General features: G+C 63.5%; 19 protein-coding genes. 6 read left to right on the top strand and 13 right to left on the bottom strand.

The features are described from left to right. Nucleotides 1–7: 7 nt before the first annotated feature. The 5 genes from ACF8FG_RS22035 to ACF8FG_RS22015 all read left to right on the top strand — a co-directional run bounded on the left by ACF8FG_RS22035 (nucleotide 8) and on the right by ACF8FG_RS22015 (nucleotide 5,973). A complete protein-coding gene (locus ACF8FG_RS22035) occupies nucleotides 8–688 on the top strand; it encodes a C39 family peptidase (protein ID WP_019437161.1) in 681 nt (226 codons plus the stop codon). A 45-nt stretch (nucleotides 689–733) separates the two neighbouring features. Next, a complete protein-coding gene (locus ACF8FG_RS22030) occupies nucleotides 734–1,486 on the top strand; it encodes a hypothetical protein (protein WP_014591278.1) in 753 nt (250 codons plus the stop codon). A gap of 46 nt (nucleotides 1,487–1,532) precedes the next feature. Continuing rightward, nucleotides 1,533–2,813, top strand: coding sequence for a hypothetical protein (locus tag ACF8FG_RS22025; protein WP_019437162.1), 1,281 nt, complete (start codon nucleotides 1,533–1,535; stop codon nucleotides 2,811–2,813). 135 nt (nucleotides 2,814–2,948) lie between these two features. Beyond that, the gene (locus ACF8FG_RS22020; RefSeq protein WP_318081852.1) at nucleotides 2,949–5,150 is read left to right on the top strand and encodes an LTA synthase family protein; all 2,202 of its coding nucleotides are present in this window, start codon (nucleotides 2,949–2,951) and stop codon (nucleotides 5,148–5,150) included. A 94-nt stretch (nucleotides 5,151–5,244) separates the two neighbouring features. Next, nucleotides 5,245–5,973, top strand: a complete 729-nt coding sequence (locus ACF8FG_RS22015) for a thioredoxin family protein (protein WP_070383867.1) — start codon at nucleotides 5,245–5,247, stop codon at nucleotides 5,971–5,973. Nucleotides 5,974–6,284: 311 nt separating this feature from the next. Here the strand turns inward: ACF8FG_RS22015 and ureG are convergent, their stop codons facing one another. The 9 genes from ureG to xerC all read right to left on the bottom strand — a co-directional run bounded on the left by ureG (nucleotide 6,285) and on the right by xerC (nucleotide 13,045). Then, nucleotides 6,285–6,908: an urease accessory protein UreG gene (gene ureG / locus ACF8FG_RS22010; RefSeq protein WP_010953755.1), complete on the bottom strand. Its 624-nt coding sequence runs from the start codon at nucleotides 6,906–6,908 to the stop codon at nucleotides 6,285–6,287. An 11-nt stretch (nucleotides 6,909–6,919) separates the two neighbouring features. Next, nucleotides 6,920–7,594 carry an urease accessory protein UreF gene (locus ACF8FG_RS22005; protein ID WP_019437165.1) on the bottom strand — a complete coding sequence of 225 codons (675 nt, stop codon included), beginning with the start codon at nucleotides 7,592–7,594 and terminating at the stop codon, nucleotides 6,920–6,922. After that, nucleotides 7,594–8,139: a HupE/UreJ family protein gene (locus ACF8FG_RS22000; RefSeq protein WP_318081783.1), complete on the bottom strand. Its 546-nt coding sequence runs from the start codon at nucleotides 8,137–8,139 to the stop codon at nucleotides 7,594–7,596. Before ACF8FG_RS22000 ends, ACF8FG_RS22005 begins: the two co-directional genes overlap by 1 nt. Before the next feature lie 18 nt (nucleotides 8,140–8,157). After that, a complete protein-coding gene (gene ureE / locus ACF8FG_RS21995) occupies nucleotides 8,158–8,661 on the bottom strand; it encodes an urease accessory protein UreE (RefSeq protein WP_019437166.1) in 504 nt (167 codons plus the stop codon). Nucleotides 8,662–8,670: 9 nt separating this feature from the next. After that, complete coding sequence (gene ureC, locus ACF8FG_RS21990; protein WP_014591285.1) at nucleotides 8,671–10,374, bottom strand: urease subunit alpha; 1,704 nt, start codon at nucleotides 10,372–10,374, stop codon at nucleotides 8,671–8,673. Beyond that, nucleotides 10,371–10,688, bottom strand: coding sequence for an urease subunit beta (locus ACF8FG_RS21985; protein ID WP_014591286.1), 318 nt, complete (start codon nucleotides 10,686–10,688; stop codon nucleotides 10,371–10,373). Before ACF8FG_RS21985 ends, ureC begins: the two co-directional genes overlap by 4 nt. A gap of 19 nt (nucleotides 10,689–10,707) precedes the next feature. Beyond that, nucleotides 10,708–11,010, bottom strand: coding sequence for an urease subunit gamma (locus tag ACF8FG_RS21980; protein ID WP_003253929.1), 303 nt, complete (start codon nucleotides 11,008–11,010; stop codon nucleotides 10,708–10,710). Nucleotides 11,011–11,019: 9 nt separating this feature from the next. After that, the gene (locus ACF8FG_RS21975; protein ID WP_318081787.1) at nucleotides 11,020–11,853 is read right to left on the bottom strand and encodes an urease accessory protein UreD; all 834 of its coding nucleotides are present in this window, start codon (nucleotides 11,851–11,853) and stop codon (nucleotides 11,020–11,022) included. 277 nt (nucleotides 11,854–12,130) lie between these two features. Next, on the bottom strand, nucleotides 12,131–13,045 hold the full coding sequence (gene xerC / locus ACF8FG_RS21970) for a tyrosine recombinase XerC (RefSeq protein WP_004576552.1): 915 nt from the start codon (nucleotides 13,043–13,045) through the stop codon (nucleotides 12,131–12,133). A gap of 215 nt (nucleotides 13,046–13,260) precedes the next feature. Between xerC and ACF8FG_RS21965 the strand changes: the two genes are divergently transcribed. Further along, the gene (locus ACF8FG_RS21965) at nucleotides 13,261–14,442 is read left to right on the top strand and encodes an NnrS family protein (RefSeq protein ID WP_014591289.1); all 1,182 of its coding nucleotides are present in this window, start codon (nucleotides 13,261–13,263) and stop codon (nucleotides 14,440–14,442) included. Between the two features lie 98 nt (nucleotides 14,443–14,540). Here ACF8FG_RS21965 and ACF8FG_RS21960 read toward each other — a convergent pair whose 3' ends face one another. The 4 genes from ACF8FG_RS21960 to ACF8FG_RS21945 form a co-directional block, all read right to left on the bottom strand. Continuing rightward, the gene (locus ACF8FG_RS21960) at nucleotides 14,541–16,802 is read right to left on the bottom strand and encodes an ATP-dependent DNA helicase (RefSeq protein WP_318081790.1); all 2,262 of its coding nucleotides are present in this window, start codon (nucleotides 16,800–16,802) and stop codon (nucleotides 14,541–14,543) included. Next, nucleotides 16,799–18,448: a VRR-NUC domain-containing protein gene (locus tag ACF8FG_RS21955; RefSeq protein ID WP_019437169.1), complete on the bottom strand. Its 1,650-nt coding sequence runs from the start codon at nucleotides 18,446–18,448 to the stop codon at nucleotides 16,799–16,801. The genes ACF8FG_RS21960 and ACF8FG_RS21955 overlap by 4 nt, the downstream gene beginning before the upstream one ends. Nucleotides 18,449–18,573: 125 nt before the next feature. Beyond that, entirely contained in the window at nucleotides 18,574–19,881 is a 1,308-nt protein-coding gene (locus tag ACF8FG_RS21950) for an MFS transporter (RefSeq protein ID WP_014591292.1), read from the bottom strand. Nucleotides 19,882–19,980: 99 nt separating this feature from the next. Then, the gene (locus tag ACF8FG_RS21945) at nucleotides 19,981–21,198 is read right to left on the bottom strand and encodes a fumarylacetoacetate hydrolase family protein (RefSeq protein WP_392519210.1); all 1,218 of its coding nucleotides are present in this window, start codon (nucleotides 21,196–21,198) and stop codon (nucleotides 19,981–19,983) included. Nucleotides 21,199–21,202 lie beyond the last annotated feature (4 nt).

Here is a 21,202-nt window from a genome sequence, read left to right as displayed (position 1 = left end):
CCCGATCATGCGTATTTTCGCCTTGGCGTTTTTGCTGTGCCTGGCCAGCGTGAGCGAAGCTGCACAAATGCCGCTGTCCGTCCTGCCGGGCGGCGCCGTTGTTTTCAAACCGATCCAGAGCTTGCGCGAACGCAAGTTCGCCGACCTGGTGCAACAAAAGACCGACTTCAGCTGCGGCGCGGCCGCGCTGGCGACCATCCTGCGCCAGGCCTACTGGCTGGATGTGGACGAACATCAGATCATCGAAGGCATGCTGGCCCACGCCGATCAGGACCTTGTGCGCACGCAAGGCTTCTCGATGCTCGACATGAAGCGCTACGTCGAAAGCCTCGGGATGCGTGCCCGCGGTTACCGGGTGGCGCCCGAAACCCTGCACAGCGTGCGCATTCCTGTCGTGGTGCTGATGGATGTGCGCGGCTACAAGCACTTCGTGGTCATGCAGAAAGTCGACAAAGGTTGGGTGTACATCGGTGATCCGGTGCTGGGTCACAAACGATACAAGCTCGACGATTTCCTCAAGGGCTGGAACGGCATCATCTTCGCGGTGATCGGCCAGGGTTACGACAAGAACAACATCCTGCTCGACCCGCCCCTGCCACTGACCGCCAAGGGCCGGGTGAACAACTTCACCCCCGTGCAGGACTCAGAGCTGCTGGACTTCGGCTTCATCAGAAGCGACTTCTTCTAACGACTGTTCTAATGACAAGGAGCATGATGCTCCAGGGAGCATTTCATGAAGACTTCATTGTGGTTGGCCATCGCCTGCCTGGCAGCCAGCTTGCCCAGTCACGCAGAGGCCTTGAAACCCATCGAACTGAAGGACCAGGAGCTGGCCAACCTGCGGGGCCGCTATGTGATGCCCGGACGAATCGTGAGCTTCGGCATTGTCATGTCCAGCACCTGGCAAAATGCAAAAGGGGATGTGATCGGGGCAACGTCCACGCTGCAGGTTCAGCAATCGACCATCAAGCCTCAGTTCTATGTATCGATGATCGATAGAAAAGGCGCAGGTACGGCACCGAGCAGCGCGTCCGCTGCCGGGACTGGCGTGGTAACGGGCGGCAACGGCCTGACCACCACCGAAGGTGTGACCCAGGTGGTGCGTGCAGCCGGTGACAACAACGCCGCTTACAACAACGTCGATATCAACGTGACCAAAGCCAACCAGGCCCCTGCCGTACAACAGCAAGGCCAGGTACTGGCCGCCGGCCAGACCCTGGTCGGGGAAAATGGCGCCGGCGCGCTCAGTGTGTCTTCCAGCGGTGTGGGTGTGCAGCTCAACATCAATGCCAGCAACAACCAGGGCAGCAGCGTGCAACGCCTGGCCCAGGGTGGCCTGCTGCAGAACTCGACGCTGCTCGGCAACGGTAACCTGGTCAACAACGTCACGAGCCTGAACGTTGTCATGCGCGAGAGCGTGCCGACAGCGGCTTCCCTCAACGGTAGCCTCGACCAGCTCAAAGGTCTTCGCACCTTCGGATACTGATCTACGCTCAGTCTCATCGAAAGTAGTTGGAAGGGACGGCAACTCCATGTACCGATCTTTTACGCTCAGAGCTTTTGTGTGCTTGACTACCTTGGCCCCCGCCACCGCACTTTACGCAGCCGCCGACCCACAAGTCGAAGCGCTGAAACAGGAACTGATTGAACTCAAACGCCGCTATGAGGCACAGCAACAGGCGCTGATGGTGCTGGAGCAACGTGTGCGCCAGGTCGAGGAGGCCCCTGCTGCCGCGCAACCCAGACGCTTGGTCAAGTCTCCGGCAGAGGGGGTGAAAGGTGCGCAGACCGTCGCCTCTGGCGCGCCGGGCACTACTGGGAGCTCCTACGGCCAGGCGCTGACAGCCGATTCCGAGCCGGCACAAAGCGTTTCCAACCTGTATGACGAAGCCAGCGGATTCTTTGGCGGGGGCAAGTTCAGCTTCGAAACCGGTGTCACCTATACCCATTACGATACCCGTGCGCTGACACTCAATGGCTTTCTGGCACTGGACTCGATTTTCCTCGGCAGCATCAACCTCGACCGAATCAAGGCTGACAACTGGACCCTGGACATGACCGCGCGCTATAACATGGCGCAGCGCTGGCAGTTCGATATCAACGTCCCCGTGGTTTACCGCGAGTCCACCTACTCGTCCGGGGGGGCGGGTGGGGCCGGGGCAACCACTTCCGATGCCAGCGTGACCCGCGACCCGGAAATCGGCGATATCAACGTCGGGGTGGCCTACAAGTTCCTCGACGAGGACGAAACCTGGCCTGACGCAGTGGCCACCCTGCGCATCAAGGCACCAACCGGCAAAGACCCCTATGGCATCAAACTGCGCGAGGTGGACGGCAACAATAACCTCGCGGTACCGGAAAGCCTACCGACCGGCAACGGTGTATGGTCGATCACACCGGGCATCTCGCTGGTCAAGACCTTCGACCCGGCCGTGCTGTTCGGCAGCCTGTCCTACACCTACAACATGCAAGACTCGTTCAGCGACATCAGTCCGCAGGTGAACAGCAAGGTGCCGGGTGACGTCAAGCTTGGCGACTCGTGGCAGATCGGCGGGGGCATCGCCTTTGCCCTTAACGAAAAGATGAGCATGTCGTTCTCGGTATCCGACCAGTTCGCCCGCAAGAGCAAGATCAAACCTGATGGCGGCGACTGGCAATCGATCTCCAACAGTGACTACAACGCCGCCAACTTCAATATTGGCCTGACCTTCGCCGCCACCGACAACCTGACCATCGTGCCCAACCTGTCCATTGGTCTGACCGATGACGCACCTGACTTTTCTTTCAGCCTGAAATTCCCTTATTACTTCTGATAGTTGCCATCGGCCGGGCCCGTGCGAACGGGCCCGGCTTTGGTTACAAGCCTTGTAACCGGCCGCCTTCCCTGCCCTGGCCTGATATCATCAAGCACAGATGTATGACGATTTAATGGCAAAAGGGAAGTTTTTGTGAAGAACCTGTCCGACCACCCAAGCACCCGGCTTGCCACTTTGGCCGCCCTGGTACTGGTGATCCCACTGGGTACACGCGCCATGCTGGGTTGGTCCAACCCGTTCGGTTACCTGTCCGATCTCGCCCTCGGCAGCCTGTTGATAGTGCTGCTACACCGCAGGCCGTGGTGGCTGGCGCTGCCGGTGCTGCTGGCCTGGGCGGCGCTTTGGGTGGCCTCGGCCGAACTGGTGAGCGCAGTGGGTCGACTGCCCACCAGCGCCGACCTTAACTACCTGACCGACCCGCAGTTCATGGAGAATTCGACCGGTGGCGGCCTGGCCCATGCCTGGCTGCCCTGGGCCCTGGGTGGCGGCCTGCTGGCCTGGCTGGCCTGTGCGTGGCGCAGCCGTGCACGGCGTAGCCAGCCACTGCCGCGCAAAGCCTGGGCCATACCCGTAATGCTGTTCGGCGCGCATTGGGGCAGCCAGCAGTTGCTACCCTCCGATGCCGACCAGTGGCGGCAATACAACCTCCCCCACCAGTTGATGTCTGCCGGGGTCGGTAACCTGCAACGCCAGGTCGAAGGCTGGATGGGCCGCACGCAAACCTTCACCCCGCTGGCCAGCAGCGGCCTGACTCAATCCGACCTGCATGGGCAAAGGCTGCTTGCCGGCCCGGGAAGCGCCCGCAACTTGCTGGTGATTACCCTGGAAGGCATCCCGGGCGCCTACCTGCGGCCTAACCGCCAGGCGCTGAACAGCCGTTTCAACGAAGACTTGATGCCCAAGCTCAGCAAATGGGCCGAGCGCGGCATGAACACCCCAGACTACGTGCTGCACACCCACCAAACCATCCGTGGCCTGTATGCGATGCTGTGCGGCGATTACGACAAACTGGCCAACGGCACGCCCAAGGGCGTGGAACTGCTGACCCAGAACCAACGCAACCAGGCCTGTCTGCCGGCACAATTGCGCCAGGCCGGTTTCACCACCCACTACCTGCAAGGCGCGGGCCTGCGCTTCATGGCCAAGGACCGCATCATGCCGCACATCGGTTTCGATGCGGTGCATGGCCAGGAGTGGTTCAGCAACAAGAACTACCTGCACTTCCCATGGGGCAAGGATGACCGCGCTTTCTTCGAAGGCGCCCTGGGCTATGTGGGCCAGTTGCAGAAGCAGGACAAGCCATGGATGCTGACGCTGCTCACCGTGGGCACCCACCAGCCCTATTCGGCGCCGGCCGAGTACCTCGAGCGCTACGCCACACCGAAACAGGCAGCGGTCGCCTACCTGGATGACGCAGTCGGGGCATTTCTTGACATTCTCGAGCGCCAGGGGGTCCTCAAGGACACACTGGTGGTGGTGACTTCCGACGAGTCTCACGGCATCGATGGCGTGCGCCTGGCCTCGTCCTGGGGCTTCAACCTTACATTGGCGCCGGAGCAGGCCCAACTGCCAACCATCAAGCGCGGCACTTACGGCCACATCGACCTGGCCACCTCGCTGCTCGACTACTTCGCACTGCCCATTCCCGTCGCGCTTGGCGGTCGCTCGTTGTACCGCGACTACGACAGCGGCCGCGAAATGATCTCCTACACCAACGGCATGCTGCGCTACCACAATGGCCAGGGCCTGTTCACCGAATGTGACTTCCAACAGCGCTGCCGGCGTTATGCCAGTGAGGGCTTTATCGCCGACCAGGCCCGCTACCTCGGGCCGGCCGACAGCTTGCTGGGCCAACAGATCGGCGCCTTGGCCGTGGTACTCGACCAATCCTTGCTGCAAACCCCGCTCAACCTGCGCTACCAGTTCGGCGGCCCTTCGCCGATCAAGTTGCGCAAGCGCATTGACGATGACTGGGCCGACAACCTCATTGGCGCCCAGTATCTGGAAATGCCCGGAGGCTCGCACACCCGCGTGCGGGTCAAGGTCCGCTCGCTGGACCCCAAACGTGCGGCCTATATCCGGCTCAAGGCCAAGCAGTTGGAACAGGACGTGCCGCTGGGCCTGCCAGAAGAGGTAAAGGTCACCGCCGACGCGCCACTGGAGATGGAGTTCAGCTTCGACAACCCGACCGAGCGCAAGGCGTTTTCCTTCCACTTGCTGGGCTATGGCGGCGGCAAGGTAGAAGTCAGCGACTTCAGCGTGATCACCGCCCTGCCGGGTGAGGATGACGGCGCCGATGAACTGGCCGAGGGGCATATCGCCCAATCCGGCTAAGCAGGTACCGCTCATCGCCCGGCCACCGGTGCTTGTCGAATCGACCTGATCGTACTCGACCAAGGTGTGAATCCCCCAGCGAGGAGACAGCACCATGAGCAACAGCGAAAGCAGGCACCCGGTGGTTTCCCGCAGCCAGTGGCTGGCGGCTCGCCAGCAACTGTGGCTGCACGAAAAAGCATTTACCCACCACCGCGACGCGCTAGCTGCAGCCCGTCGCGCCCTGCCTTGGGTAAAGGTCGAGCAGGATTACCGCTTCTTCGGGCCAAACGGCGCGTTGAGCCTGGCCGACCTGTTCGCAGGCCGCAGCCAGTTGCTGCTTTACCACTTCATGTTCGCCGAAGGCTGGAGCGAGGGCTGCCCCGGCTGCTCTTTTCTGGCCGACCACTTTGACGGCGCCAACCTGCACCTGGCCCACCACGATGTATCGCTGGTGGCGGTGTCACGGGCGCCGTATGCCGAATTCCAGGCATTTCGCCAGCGCATGGGCTGGCAGTTCCCGTGGTATTCGTCGCATGGCAGCGACTTCAACGAGGACTTTGGCGTCAGTGTCGGCAGTGAAGGCCAGCGGCAGTACAACTATGAGCCGTATGAGGGCAATGAAAGCGAGCTGCCCGGCTTGAGTGCGTTTTTCCGCGAAGCCGACGGCAGTGTGTATCACACCTACTCAACCTACGCCCGCGGGCTGGACATTCTGGTCAACACCTACAACTTCCTCGACATTGCGCCACTGGGGCGCAACGAAGGTGGGACCATGGATTGGGTGCGGCACCATGACCGCTATGAAGGGCAACCGGACAAGCCTCACTGCTGTCACAAATGATGCAGGCAACACCCACACCTGTGGGGGCAACTGTCCTGCTCATCATTCGACCGCCTGCGCGGTCGCCCGTAGGAGCGGGTTCACCCGCGAAAGGGCCGGCCCTGCTGGCCAATCTCGACCTGCCGTTCACTGTTGCGGCCGCTACCGTATTCGCGGGTAAACCCGCTCCTACACAGATTGATGGTGGACACCCATCGGTGGTTGGACACAGCCCGTCGTAGGAGCGGGTTCACCCGCGAACACCGGCAGAGCCGGTGCCATCCACCGCGTTGGTTTCTTCGCGGACATGCCCGCACAGAGTCCTCGATCCGTCAGCCTCGCACCCCCAGCATCCCGCGCTCGACGATAAAATCGATCACGGCCTGCAACCCCTCGCCCTTCTTCAGGTTGCTGAAGGTCCAGGGCCGCTGCGGCCGCATGCGCTGGGTGTCGCGCTCCATCACCTCCAGTGAAGCCCCGACATAAGGCGCCAGGTCGGTCTTGTTGATCACCAGGAAATCGGACTTGGTAATGCCTGGCCCGCCCTTGCGCGGGATCTTCTCGCCCTCGGCCACGTCGATCACGTAAATGGTCAAGTCAGCCAGCTCCGGGCTGAACGTGGCGCTGAGGTTGTCACCGCCGCTTTCCACGAAAATGACTTCAAGATTACCGAACTTGCGCGCCAGCGCTTCGACCGCCGCCAGGTTCATCGAGGCGTCTTCACGAATGGCCGTGTGCGGGCAGCCACCGGTTTCAACGCCAACGATGCGCTCCGGCTCGAGGGCGCCGGCCTCGGTGAGGATGCGCTGGTCTTCCTTGGTGTAGATGTCGTTGGTAACCACGGCGATCTGGTAGTGATCGCGCATGGCCTTGCACAGCGCTTCCAGCAGAGCGGTCTTGCCAGAGCCGACCGGGCCGCCGACACCGACGCGCAGGGGTTGTTGATAGCTTTGCATGCAGGCAGTCCTCAGGAACGGAACAAACGGGTGTATTGGGTTTCGTGACGCGATGAAGCGATGGCCAGCAGCGGCAGGCCGCCGCCGAGCTGGTCATCGCCCAGGACCAGCGCTTGGTCCAGTGCAGCGGGCAATTCGGCGCCAAGGTCGCGCAGCAAGGTCTGGGCAGCCTGCTGGCCGAATGGCACCAGCTTGACGCCCGCCATGACCGCGCCCTCCAACCAGGCAAAGCCATGGCCCAATGCCAGCTGGCGCAGCGGGATGGCCCAGTGTGCAGCCAGCCAGGCCATACCGCCCAACTGGGTCAGCTCAAGGCTGGCACGCCAGGCTGGTGCCTGGCCCAGTTGCCAGCCGTCGAGCAACCGCGCCAGCGCTGCGCCGCGCTGCTGTTCTTCCAGGCGTAGCTCGGCGGTTTCGCGGTTGGCCAGCAAGAACCGGCTCCAGTGGCCGAACGCTTCGGCGTCCTCAGCCTGGCAGGCGTGGTACAGACGCGCCAACACCGGCCAGTCGAGGCAGGCCAGGGTGTCGTGAACCTGCTCACGCTGCCAGCCGACAAAACTGTCCACGCCCCGAACCCAGCCGGCCTCGACCGCCCACTCCAGGCCTTGCGAATAGGTAAAACCACCCACCGGCAAGCCGGGGCTGGCCAACTGCAGTAGGCGCAGCAGCGCCAGGTCGCTGTTCATCAGCCGGCCAGCACCAGCGCGGCGCCGGCCAACAGGCCACCGCCAAAGGCCTTCTGCAGGCCGCTGTGGCGGCGCAGCAGGCAACCGACTGCAAAGCCCGCCGCCAGCAGCAAGCCGCTGACTGCGACAAACCCTGCACTGAATTGCCAGAACGCGGTCGGCGTGGCTTCTACGCCATGGGCCCAGCCATGGAACAAGGCGAACATCGGCATGGCCATGGCCAGCAGCGACTGGCGGCTCGGCAGCAGCACCGCCCCGGCAGCCACCAGCAGCGACACGGCAATCAGGGTTTCCATACCCAGTACATCGCCGAACAGGTGACCGCACACGGCGCCACCGAACATGGCCGCCAGGGTCGCCAGGGGCAAGGTCAGGTTGCGCCGGGTCAACGCGGCGAGCACGCCGGTGCCCAGCAGCATCAACAGGTGATCGAGCCCGGTCAGCGGGTGCAGCAGGCCGTCCTGCAGTGGGTTGCTGTCATGGCCCGGATGGGCGAAGGCTGGCAGTGCCAGCATCAACAGAAACAAGGCGAAAGTCTTTTTCATCGGTTGCTCCAAGGCAGTTCAGGAATGGACAGGCAGGCGTACGAACGGGTGATCGTGGCCATGGGCATGACTGTGGCTGTGGCCATGCGGTGCACTTTGGTAAGCGCCCGCTTCAGGCTCGAACGGGGCCTGTTCGGCCTCTACCGTCAGGCCCAGCCCCCGCAGCATGTCGTCCAGCACATGGTCGTGCTGGAAGCGCAACAGCCCGGGCTCGATCTGCAGCGGCACATGGCGGTTACCCAGGTGGTAGGCCGCGCGGGCCAACAGGTGTGGATCGGCACAGCGCACCGTCGACACCGCCTCGGGCGCCGCCAGCACGCGGATCAGCTGGGTGCCCTCGGCATCGGCCAGTATTTCACCTCCGCGCAGCAGGTGGCCGCGCTCCAGCATCAGCCCGGCTTCGCGGCCATCGTCCAGGGTTACTCGCAGGCGGCTCTTGATACGGCTGTCCACGTCGAGGGTGACAGTGCCACTGACAACCCGCGTGCCGGGTTCGGAGATACGGCGGCTCAAGACAATCATGGGTACTCCTCAGAACAGAAAATAGCGCTGGGCCAGCGGCAGTTCGCTGGCCGGTTCGCAGACCAGCAGCTCGCCATCGGCACGCACCTGATAGGTCTGCGCATCGACTTCGATCAGCGGCTGCAGGGTGTTGTGGACCATGTCCGGTTTGCGTACCCGCCGGCAGCCGTTGACCACGCCAATCAGGCTGCGCAGGTTCAGCTCCTCGGCCAACCCGCGGTCCATTGCCGCCTGGGGCAGGAATGTCATGCGTGTGGCATGCCGCGCCGCCCCCAGCGCGCCGAACATCGGCCTATAGTGCACAGGCTGGGGGGTGGGTATGGAGCCGTTGATGTCGCCCATGGGAGCGGTGACGATCATCCCGCCCTTGAGCACCAAAGCCGGCTTGACCGCAAAGAACGCTGGCGACCACAGCACCAGGTCGGCCAGCTTGCCGACCTCCACCGAGCCCACTTCGTGACCGATGCCATGGGTGAGTGCCGGGTTGATGGTGTACTTGGCGATGTAGCGCTTGACCCGGAAGTTGTCGCTGTATGGGGTGTCCGGTGCCAGCGGCCCGCGACGCAGCTTCATCTGGTGCGCCACCTGCCAGGTGCGCAGCACCACCTCGCCAACCCGGCCCATGGCCTGGGAGTCGGACGAGGTCATGGCAAAGGCGCCCATGTCGTGGAGGATGTCCTCGGCAGCGATGGTTTCGCGACGAATGCGTGACTCGGCGAAGGCCACGTCCTCGGCGATGCTCGGGTCCAGGTGGTGGCAGACCATGAGCATGTCCAGGTGCTCGTCCACGGTGTTGATCGTGTACGGCAGGGTCGGGTTGGTCGAGGATGGCAGCACGTTGGCCTGCCCCGCCGCACGGATGATGTCCGGGGCATGGCCACCACCGGCACCTTCGGTATGGAAGGTGTGGATGGTACGGTCGCCGATGGCCGCCAACGTGTCTTCGATACAGCCCGACTCGTTGAGGGTGTCGGTGTGAATCGCCACCTGGATATCCATTTCCTCGGCCACGCCCAGACAACAGTCGATGGCTGCTGGCGTAGAGCCCCAGTCTTCATGCAGCTTGAGCCCGACAGCACCTGCGGCAATCTGCTCGCGCAGCGCGTCCGGCCGCGAGGCATTACCCTTGCCCAGCAGCCCGATGTTGATCGGCAAGCTGTCGGCAGCCTGCAACATGCGCGCAAGGTACCAGGGGCCGGGCGTGCAGGTGGTGGCATTGGTGCCAGTGGCCGGCCCGGTTCCACCGCCGATGAACGTGGTGACACCGCTGTTCAATGCCTCGTCCACCTGCTGCGGGCAAATGAAGTGGATATGCGAATCGACACCACCGGCGGTGACGATCTTGCCCTCGGCCGCGATCACCTCGGTCCCTGGCCCGACCGGTACGTTCACGCCTGGCTGCACATCGGGATTGCCGGCCTTGCCGATCACCGCGATGCGTCCATGCTTGATGCCGATGTCGGCTTTGACGATGCCCCAGTGGTCGATGATCAGCGCATTGGTCAACACCAGGTCCATGGCCTCGGCCGCCAGCATCTGGCCCTGCCCCATGCCATCGCGAATGACCTTGCCGCCGCCGAACTTCACCTCTTCGCCATAGATCGTGAAGTCTTTCTCGACCTCCACCCACAGCGCCGTGTCGGCCAGGCGCACGCGGTCGCCAACAGTGGGCCCGAACATGTCGGCATAGGCCTGACGGGAAATACGGCTCATACCCTGCCCTCCAGCGCGCCCATCACCTTGCCCTGGAAACCATAGACCTCACGCTTGCCGGCATAAGCCACCAGTTGCACGGTACGCGCCTGACCCGGCTCGAAGCGCACGGCAGTGCCGGCCGGGATGTCCAGGCGAAAGCCCAGGGTGGGCGCCCGGTCGAACACCAGCGCGTCGTTGACCTCATAGAAGTGGTAGTGCGAGCCGACCTGCACCGGCCGGTCGCCATGGTTGGCCACACTGACGCTGACCGTTTCTCGGCCACTGTTCAACTCGATGTCGCCCGCGGCGACCTGGATTTCACCTGGGATCATGCGACGCTCCTTGGCGGTTTCAGACGATGGGGTCATGCACGGTCACCAACTTGGTGCCATCCGGGAAGGTCGCTTCAACCTGCACGTCATGAAGCATTTCAGCGATACCGGGCATCACCTGCTCACGGGTCAGCACTTCACGCCCCAGGCTCATCAGCTCGGCGACTGTGCGGCCATCGCGGGCGCCTTCGAGCACCGCGGCACTGATCAGCGCCACGGCCTCCGGGTAGTTGAGCTTCAGGCCACGGGCCAGACGCCGCTCCGCCAGCAGCGCGGCAGTGAACAGCAGCAGTTTGTCTTTCTCTCTCGGGGTAAGCTCCATGGCGCTCTCTCAGGTAGCCCAGATACGCGGCGGGCAGGCTGGCAGGCCGAGGATGGCCGGGCGCAGCACATGCCACAGGCGTTGCAGGGTGCGTTGCAGGTGTTGGTTGTCATGGTCGAGCACGCGGATCACCAGCAACGACCCGAGCAGGGTCGCACCGGCCGGGTTGCCCAGTTCATCGAGTAGCGGGCGAACCTGCTCCAGCACTGCCTGATCGGCAGGTGCGGCGCAGAAGGTGGCGAGTAGCGGGTGCCCACCCAGCTTGTCCAGGTGCCCGCCTGCGAGTCGCAGGCGCTCATGCAGGCCAACCTCGTCAGGTAGTTCGATGTGCAAAAGGCTGTCGAGGGCGCCGTGGTCGAAACGCTCGTGCATGACCGGACGGCCCAGGCACAGGGTTTCCCAGGCCAGCAGGCGGGCGCCCGGCTCGAGGGTAAAACGGCTGGCGAGGCTGGCGCGGGCGCCGGAGAAGAAGATGCTGTCCTGCGGCAGCCACTCCAGGGTGCTGCCCGCGGCCAAATGGAAGCGTTGGGTCAACCGCGCGGTCGGGCCAATGCTGCGGTAGAACTTGCTGGCGCCGGGCATGGTCAGCAGCGCGTGGCTACCCGGCTCCAGGTGAATGTCCAGTTCCAGGCGGTCGCCGGCGACGATGCCGCCTGGCGGGTGCAGGACATAGACATGGCACGGCGCACCTTCAGGATAGAAAGGCCGCTGCACCAAAAGAGGTCCGAAATGCTTCCACGCACCAAGGCGGGTCACGCCGTCACGCTGGACAAAGCGCATCTGCAGGTGAGCACTCCAGCCCGCATCGTCTTGCTGTTGTTCGATCTGCTCCGCGAGCGACATCCTGCGGCCCCTGAAATCCGTGGCCTGCTGGCCGTTTAGAGGGTCCGGCGCGGGCGCCTGCTAGCGCGCACGGCCTGACCACTCGATCAAATTCGCAGGCTGGATATAGCAGGTTGCGGGCCAACTTCGCAGGTGAACGATGATGAAACCTGTGCTGTGCCCGCTCTGGCATCGGGCATGCGGGAGAATGGCGCACAAAGCAGGGGCGTGTGTCGGCCCTGTTTCGGTGCCGGCATACGTGAAAATGGGGCTGCTTTGAGCCCCACAATATCAAGCCTCAGTAATCGAAGCGGTCCACGGCACGCCGACGCTCGTTGTCATCACGCCGGTCATAGATGGCCGTGGTCTGGATATTGGCATGGTGCGCCAGCTTCTGCGCAATCGACAGGTCGTGCTCTTCGATCACCCGGGTAATGAATGCCCGGCGAAAATCGTGCGGCATGATCTTCACCCCCACCTGCGCGCCGCGCTGGCGGGCAATGTAGTAGATCGCATGCTTGGTAATGCGCGCCCGGGTAATGTGGTTGCCGCGACGGATGCGGTTGAACAGGAACGGGTCATCTTCCGCCCCGGCAGGCAGGTCCTGGCGGCGCAGTTCAAGCCAGGCCTGCAGCTTCTCGAACGCCCACGGCGGTGCGTACTTGACCAGCTGGTGGTTGCCCTTGCCCACTACCTGCAGGCTGCGCGCCTCGAAGTCGACCTGGTCGAGGTCGATGTCGACCGACTCCGACTTGCGCATGCCGGTGCCGTAAAGCAAGGCAATGATCGCCGCATCACGTACCCCCTGTGGCCGCGGGTCGGCGGCGCACACATCCATCAGCTCGCGGATCAGGCTGCGGCGCAGGTTGCGCCCTGGCGGCAGGCGGCTGCCCGTGGCGGGCTTGACCTCGCGAATACGCAACAGCTGCTCGTGGTCGATCAGGCCCTGACGCCAGGCCTCGTTCATCACCCCGCGAATCGCGTTGACGTACAGCGACGAGCTGTTGGGCGCGTAGCCATCGGCACGCAGGGCAGCCACCAGTGCAATCACATGGCCCGGCTCGAGCCGATGCCAAGGCACATCGACAATGTTGCAGTCGACAAAACCTAGCCGGTCGGCGGCGTCCTGAAGAATGTAGCGCATGGTTTGCTGGCTGGATGGGGCCAGACGGGCCATGTACTGCAGCAGCGGATTTTTCGAGAGGTCGGACAAAACGTGAATCCTGTAGCGAAGCGTCAGCCGGCACTGAACCAGGCAAACCCTGAAGCAAGTCAAAACGACATACAAGCTAGTCTGAATGACCGCAACACGCGCGTGTCATTCGGACCCTGAGAAGTGCCATCACCTTGATATTCAAGGGCTTTGCAAGTGGCACGGATCGTGATCTTACCCCAATTGAAGCCTACTGAACGAACCAAGGACTGCCCATGCTCTTGCAACCCACTGCTTCACGCCCACGCCAAGCCGTCTGGAGCCTGGGTTTTCGCCCATTCTTCCTGGGTGGCAGTTTGTTTGCGCTGATCGCCCTGCTGTTGTGGGCCGGCGTACTGGCTGGGGCACTGGCCCCTGCACCGCCCGGGGGTATGCTCGCCTGGCACCGCCACGAGATGCTTTACGGCTTCGCCGCCGCCATTATCGCGGGTTTTCTGCTGACCGCCGTGCAGAACTGGAGCGGCATCCCCGGCTTGAGCGGGCGGGCGCTGCAGGGTTTGTTCCTGCTCTGGCTGCTGGGGCGGGTAAGCTGGTTTATGCCACTACCGGGTAGCTTGCTGGTACTGGTCGAAGGCAGCTTCCTGCCATTGGTGGCACTGAGCCTGGCACGACCGATCCTGCAACGGCGCCTGCGCAACAACTACCCGATCGTCGTACTGGTGCTGTTGATTGCCGCCTGCCAATGGCTGACCTTGGCCGGCTGGCTGCACCAGGACGAACTGTGGCAGCGTCGTGGAATATTTGCTGGGCTGTGGCTGGTGACGGCGATGATGACCGTGCTCGGCGGCCGGGTCATACCATTCTTTACCCGCCGTGGCCTGGGTCACCTTGGCGCGGCCCCTGCCCGCCCATGGCTGGACCGAGCCTGCCTGTTGCTCAGCGTCGCAGTACCGCTGGCGTTTGCCACTGGCCTGGCCGATACGCCGCAAGCAAGCCTGGCGGTGCTGTTTTTTGCCTTGTTCGCGCTGCACGCGACCCGACTGGTGCTGTGGCACGACCGTGGCCTGTGGCGCGTACCGTTGCTGTGGTCGCTACACCTGGCCTACGCCTGGCTCGCCCTGGCCTGCCTGGGCATGGCGTTGTGGCATAGCGGGGTGGCCCTGAGCCCGAGCCTGGTGACCCACGCGCTGACCGTTGGCGCCATGACCGGGCTGATCCTGGCCATGATGGCGCGGGTCAGCCTGGGCCACACCGGCAGGCCATTGCAGGTGCCGACCAGCATTGCCTGGGCCTTTACCCTGATGCAACTGGCGACCTTGGCCCGGGTGATTCTACCGCTGTTCACATCGCTGGGGGTAAGCGTTTCGGCACTGTGCTGGAGCCTGGCGCTGTTGCTGTTCCTGCGCCATTACCTGCCCATCCTGCTAAGGCCCCGGGCAGACGGAATGCCCGGTTGACGCGCTTGGGCCGCCTTGCGGCGGTGTGCCATGAGGGGAACTTGGTGGGTGGTTTGATCCCCCCCTGATTGCGACTGATCGTCAAAGGCGAAAGACCGCTAGACAATAGCCGCCGCCCACCACCCTGGAAACATCTGCTGCACCCGCGGCTCGGCGAAGCGTTCGTCAATCAGCACCAGTACACCACGGTCCTGATCACCCCGAATAACCCGGCCCGCCGCCTGGATCACCTTGCGCACGCCCGGGTAGAGGTACGCGTAATCGAAACCCACGCCAAATTGCCGCCCCAGGCGCTGTTTGAACTGCTCGTTGACCGGGTTGACCTGAGGCAGCCCCAGGGTAGCGACAAACGCGCCAATCAGCCGCGTGCCGGGCAAATCCACCCCTTCGCCGAAAGCGCCGCCCAATACGGCAAAGCCCACACCTCGGCCATCGGCGACAAAGCGATCGAGAAATGCCTGGCGGGCTGCCTCGTCCATGCCCGGCTCCTGTGACCACAGCGGAATCTGCCCATGCTGCTCGGCCAACAGCCCTGCCACCTGTTGCAGGTATTCGAAGCTGCTGAAGAACGCCAGGTAGTTACCCGGCATGCGCTCATACTGCCGGGCAATCAGGTCAACGATCGGCGCCAGGGAGGCTTGGCGCTGCTGGTAACGGGTGGACACCTGGCTGGCAATGCGCACCTCCAGCTGTTCGGCACGGAACGGTGCGGCCACGTCCAGCCAGGCAGTATCGGCTGGCATGCCCAGCAGGTCGCTGTAGAAGTGCCGTGGGCTCAACGTGGCGGAAAACAGCGTCACACTGCGCGCCGCCTGCATGCGTGGTGCCAGCAGCCGCGCCGGGGTGACATTGCGCAGGCACAGCGTGGCCAGCCGCCGCTTGCGCGGGCCCTGGCGCTGGCTGATGTCGAACAGAAAGTGCTCGTCGAACAGCTCGGCAACCCGGCAGAACTGCAAGGCCTGATAGTAGAACTGCAACACCTGGGGGTCGATGTGCGTCGGGGCCTGGTTCATCTGTTCCTGAATCACCCCGACGCACTGCTGCAGGGCGCGCAGCAGGCCTTCGGGCAGCGACTCGCTGGCCTGGTACGGCGCACGCTGCTCTTTATACAGCGCGTTCCACTGCCTGTTCAGGCGGTCCAGCGCACTGACCAGCCCAGGCGGTTTGCTCTGTCGCAACGCCAGCAGCTGGCCCTGGTCAAGGCTGGCGCTGTACATGCCGCGCCCACGCTCGACCAGGTTATGCGCTTCGTCCACCAGTACTGCCACTCGCCACTGGTTGAGCTGGGTCAGGCCGAACAGCAAAGCATGCGCATCGAAGTAGTAGTTATAGTCGGCGACCAGCACGTCGGCCCAGCGTGCCATCTCCTGGCCCAGGTAGTACGGGCACACTTGGTGCGCCAAAGCCACTTCACGCAGGTTTGTGCGGTCGAGCAACGGCAGTGCTGCTGCAGCCTCGCGCGCAGCCGGCAAACGGTCGTAGAAACCTGCGGCCAAGGGGCAGGACTCACCATGACAGGCCTTGTCCGGGTACTCACAGGCTTTGTCGCGGGCGATCAACTCCAATGTGCGCAGGGCAGGTTGCGGCGTGGCATCGGTGATCTGGCGCATGGCATCCAGGGCGAGTGCCCGGCCTGGTGTCTTGGCGGTGAGAAAAAACAGCTTGTCCAGCTGCTGCGGTACCATGGCCTTGAGCAGCGGGAACAAGGTACCGAGGGTTTTGCCAATGCCGGTGCTGGCCTGGGCCATCAGGCAACGGCCGGTGCTCACCGCCTTGTACAAGGTTTCAGCCAACTGCCGCTGGCCCTTTCGGAACTGTGGGTAGGGGAAACTCAGCGCCAGCAGGCCTTGGTCACGTTCGGCCAAGCGTCGTTGCTGCCATCGGGCCCAGCCCAGAAAGCGCTGGCACTGGGTTTCAAAGAAGGCCTGCAACTCGGCAGCCGAACAGTGCTCCGTGAACAGCGTCTGGCTATCGCTGTCCACGTCGAGGTACACCAGCGCCACCTCGATGGCGGGCAGTTGTCGTGCCTGGCACATCAACCAGCCATAGACCTTGGCCTGTGCCCAGTGCAACTGACGGTGATTGGCCGGTTGACGCGCCAGGTCACCACGGTGCGTCTTGATCTCTTCCAGGCGATTGCTGCCAGGGTCATAGCCATCGGCGCGACCCCGCACCCTGAGGGTTTCGAACTGGCCTTCAAGGGCGATTTCCGACTCGTAGCCGGCAGCCCGCCGTGCCACCACCCGCTGATGCCCTTCGATACCCTCCTGGGCAGTGGGCGATGGCGTGAAGCGCAGGTCCAGGTCGCCGACCTTGGCGCTGAACTCACACAAGGCGCGCACCGCTACGCTGTAGCTCAAAGTGTTTCGCTCCAGCGCACGTGGCACACCGCGACCGGCAGGCCGTGTTGCCTGCAGAACTCCAGCCAGCGCAGCTGATTGTCCTGCAGGCGGTCACCGGGCCCCTTGACCTCGACCATGCGATAACGGCCCTGCTCGGGCCAGAACTGAATCAGGTCGGGCATGCCGGTACGGTTGTTGCGAATGTCCTGCAACAGGCGCAGGAAACATTGCTTGAGCGCTGCGGCCGGCAGGCAAGCCAAGGCCTGCTCCAGCAGTTTATCGCTGAGCATGGACCAGGACACGAACGGCGACTGCAGCCCCTGTTTGGCCACGTAGCAGTCGAGAATCGCCTGGCGATGGCTACCCTCGTCGAGCCGCCCGAGGCAGCGTTCGAACAGTGCACTGCGCCGTTGCTGGAAGTCGCTGTCGTGCAGGTCCTGTGGCGCGGCCTGGAACGGGTTGAAGAATGCGCCGGGCACCGGAGCGAAGATGGCCTCCCAGCACAACAGGCCAAACAGGCTGTTGAACAGCGTGTTCTCCACGTAATGCGCATGCCCCCCCTCTTGCATCAGGTGTTGACGCACGGCTTCTTCAACGCCCAGCGCAGCGTGCCCACAGGGCAGTTCGAGCTCGATCAGTTCCAGCGGCGTGGTGCGCTGGCGCCGCTGTGGCGGACCGCCGAGTTTGCGCGCCAGGCGTGGCAGCATGCGCTGCAGCGCCTGCTCCTCCAGCGCATTGGCAGGTGCCGCAGCCAGTTGCAACGCCCGAGCATGGGCCAGGTGCCACTGTTCGCTGCGCTCCAGCACCCTCACCTGGCGAATGCGCGCCTGGGGATGGTTGCACTGCGCATACACAGCCGTGGCCAGGTCCCATTCACCCAGGCGTTCGCATTGTTGGCCCACGGCGAATTGCAGCCGCGCATGGCGCCGGGCCAGCCAGGGGTTGCTGCTGTGCAGGCCCTGCAGGGTGGCAAGGATCGGCAGGGGGTCGCCGCCCTGCTCCAGGCGCTCGGCGCACTGGTGCAGCGCCATGGCCAGGTCGACATCGTCACGTTGCTGCAAGGCACGAGAATCGGAGCTGAACGGCACCTGCTCGTAACGCAGCAAGCCCAGGTCGGCGAGGACGAAGTCTGACCAGTCCTGGTACAGGTTGCCGAAAAACAGCAGGCGTATGCGGTCGCACAGAGGTTGCAGGCACCACTGGAGGATGCGCACCTCGCTGTCAGGAAACCATTCGACCAGTGACCGGGCCGCCAGCGCCAGGGGTTGCAGCTGTGCCAACAATTCATGCTTGGCCGCGCGCGGGCGGCTCAGTTGCCGGGCGAAGCAGCGGGCCAGTTCTTCCTTGCGCAGCAACGCGAATAGCTGTTCTAGGTCCAGTTGCTCGGGCTCCCGTACCCAGCCGAGGGCCAGCAACGGCTGCAGCGCCAGCGCAGTATCGCCGATTTCGGCGTAGTCGAGCCGATCGCTGCGAAACAACTCGCCTTTGCGCATCACCATGCGCACCATCAAGGCCTGGGCTGGCGCTTGCAGTTGACTGAAGGCACGGATGAAGGCCAGTTCCTGGTCATCGAGCAAGTCCTGGTAGCGCTGTTCGACCCACAGCACGACCTGCCGGAAGTTATGCAGGTAGTAGAACGGGTCGTCGACGGAATGGGCGATCACGGGTGGAGGTCAGGTTGCGGCAACAGGCACTGTTTATACATACAGATACCCCTCCATGACAAGCGCCGCGGGTCGCCTCACCATCAACCAATGGTTCAGGGGCTGCATTGCAGCCCCCGCAGCGTTCACGCCTGTTCAGTTGCGCCAGCCATCGCGCCCGCCTCGACCTTGGCAAGGCCAATGGGTGCCTGAAGCAGCAGGAAGTACGCCACCGCCGAGCACAGCGCTACCACCGCGCTGATCATGAACGCTGTGGTGAACGAGCCCGAGTACTGGATGCTGAAGCCCGTCACGATCGGTGCCACCGAGCCTGCGATGTAACCGCCGAAGTTCTGGATCGAGCCAAACGAGGCCACGCGCTGGCTGTCGACAATGGTGTTGACGATCATCCAGGCGGTGGCACTGGCCATATTGATGCTGAACAGCGCCAGGCAAAGCAGCATGATGCACCCCGTCAGGCCGGTGACGAACGACAGTGGCAAGGTGAACAGCGCTGCCAGCACCAGGCCAGTGATGACACTGAACTTGCGGCTGCCCAGCACGCTCATGCCACGCGTTACCAGCCAGTCACAGAAGCGCCCGGCAACGATGGTACCCGCCGCACCGAAGCCATACGCCAGCGACACCACCCAGGCGGTCTTGTACAGGTCCAGGCCATGCTCGCGCTCGAAGTAGCCCGGCAGCCAGGTCAGGTGCAGCCAGAGCATGTAGATCACCCCCATGAAGCCCAACACCGCGCCCCAGGTACTGCGGTGCTTGAACAGATCAAGCCAGCCGGCAAAGTACGAAGCCTTCGGCGCGGTTGCAGTGGCGGCCGCAGCCTGGCGCTCACTCGGCAGCGGTTTGCCCTCGGCGGCAAGCTCTGCCAGAAAACGGGCCTTGCTCTTGTAGAAGGTCAGCCAGCACAGCGCCAGCACCACGCCGATCACGCCGGTAATGATGAACATGCCGCGCCAGCCAAAGTTGACCATGAACAGCGTCAGCAAAGGCGGCGCCAGGCAGGGGCCAAGACAGGTCGACGACCAGACCACACCGGTCGGGGTGCCGCGCTCGTTGGCGTCGAACCACTCCGACAATGCTTTGGCCGCCGATGGGAACATCGGCGCCTCGCCAATCCCCAACAACACCCGCAGGCCCATGAACCCGGCAAAACTGTTGACCATGCCAAACGCCGCCTGGGCAACCGACCAGCCCAGCAACGAGGCGCCGAGGGCGATCTTGCTGCCCAGGCGGTCAATGATCATGCCCATTGGCAACTGGGCAAAGGCATAGGCAATGGAAAACGCCGATAACAGGATGCCCATCTGCGACGGGCTGATCATCATGTCTTTCTGGATGGAGGTATTGGCGATCGACAGCGCACTACGGTCCAGGTAGTTGACGATGCCGATCAGCAGCAGGAACACGACGGTAATGCGCTGGTACTTCTTCATTGGGTTCATGTGATGACCTTTATTATTATTGTTGCCGCGCTGTCAGCGCCTTGACGATCCCTCGATGATGCTGCGCCCCTCCCTGACGCAGCGAGCCGTTCAAAGCGGGCGGGCGGTGGCCGCGACCTTCAGCAGGCCACGCTGGCCGAGGTTGTCGATCAACGCGCGCAGGCCGAAGTCCCACTGCGGTGCCAGATCGCTGGTGGTCACGCGGTTGCACAGAGTACCCAGTTGCGGATTGCTGATGCTCACCACGTCACCCGGTTTGTGGGTAAAGCCGTTACCCGGCTGATCGCGGTCCTGCTTGGGGGCGAACAGGGTACCGAGGAACAGCACCAGGCCGTCAGGGTACTGGTGGTTTTCGTTGAGGGTTTGCTGCACCAGGTCTTGCGGGTCACGGCTGATCTGGCGCATGGAACTGCGCCCGGACAGGACAAAGCCGTCCTCGCCTTCCACCCGCAGGTCCACCTCGGCAGCGCGCACATCGTCCAGGCCGAAGCTTTCGTCAAACAACCGCAGCAGCGGGCCCAGTGCAGTGGAAGCGTTGTTGTCCTTGGCCTTGGACAGCAGCAACGCGCTACGCCCTTCGAAGTCACGCAGGTTGACGTCGTTGCCGAGCATGGCGCCCTTGATGCTGCCATTGCTCGACACGGCCAGCACCACTTCCGGTTCTGGGTTGTTCCAGCTGGACTTGGGGTGGATGCCGATGTCGGCGCCGTGGCCAACCGCGGACAGCGGTTGGGCCTTGGTGAACACTTCGGCATCCGGGCCTATACCCACCTCCAGGTACTGCGACCACAGGCCCTGCTCTACCAGCACCTTGCGCAGCGCTTCGGCCTGAGCCGAACCGGGCACGATCTGCGACAGGTCGGCGCCGATGCGGCTGGCCAGGGTGTCACGGATGGCGTCGGCCTTGGCCGGGTCGCCCTTGGCCTGTTCTTCTACCACACGCTCCAGCAGGCTGGTGGCGAAGGTCACACCGGCGGCCTTCACCGCTTGCAGATCGATCGGCGCCAGCAGCCACGGCTGGTGCGGGGTGCGCCGTGTGGGATCGCTGTTGCCCAGCAATGCCGGCAGCGCAATCAAGGGTTCGGCCAGCGGCAAGGCACGCAGGTAGGCCACCGGATCGTCCACTTCCAGCAGCGCCGAGACGGTCGCCACGTGGCTGCTGATATCGTAGACGGCGCCGGCTTTCACCAGCACCACCGCCGGCCCCTGCGCCGGCAACCAGACGCGCCCTACCCAGCTGCCGCTGTCAAAAACGCTGGCATCATGGCTCAGTGGCAGCGTTTGATTGACGTTCGTTCGATCAGTCATGTGT

This window comes from Pseudomonas sp. YQ_6, from assembly GCF_043103245.1.
Taxonomy (GTDB): Bacteria; Pseudomonadota; Gammaproteobacteria; order Pseudomonadales; family Pseudomonadaceae; genus Aquipseudomonas; species Aquipseudomonas alloputida.
Note: the sequence above shows the minus strand (reverse complement) of the source record. Positions and strands in the feature narration are given on the sequence as shown.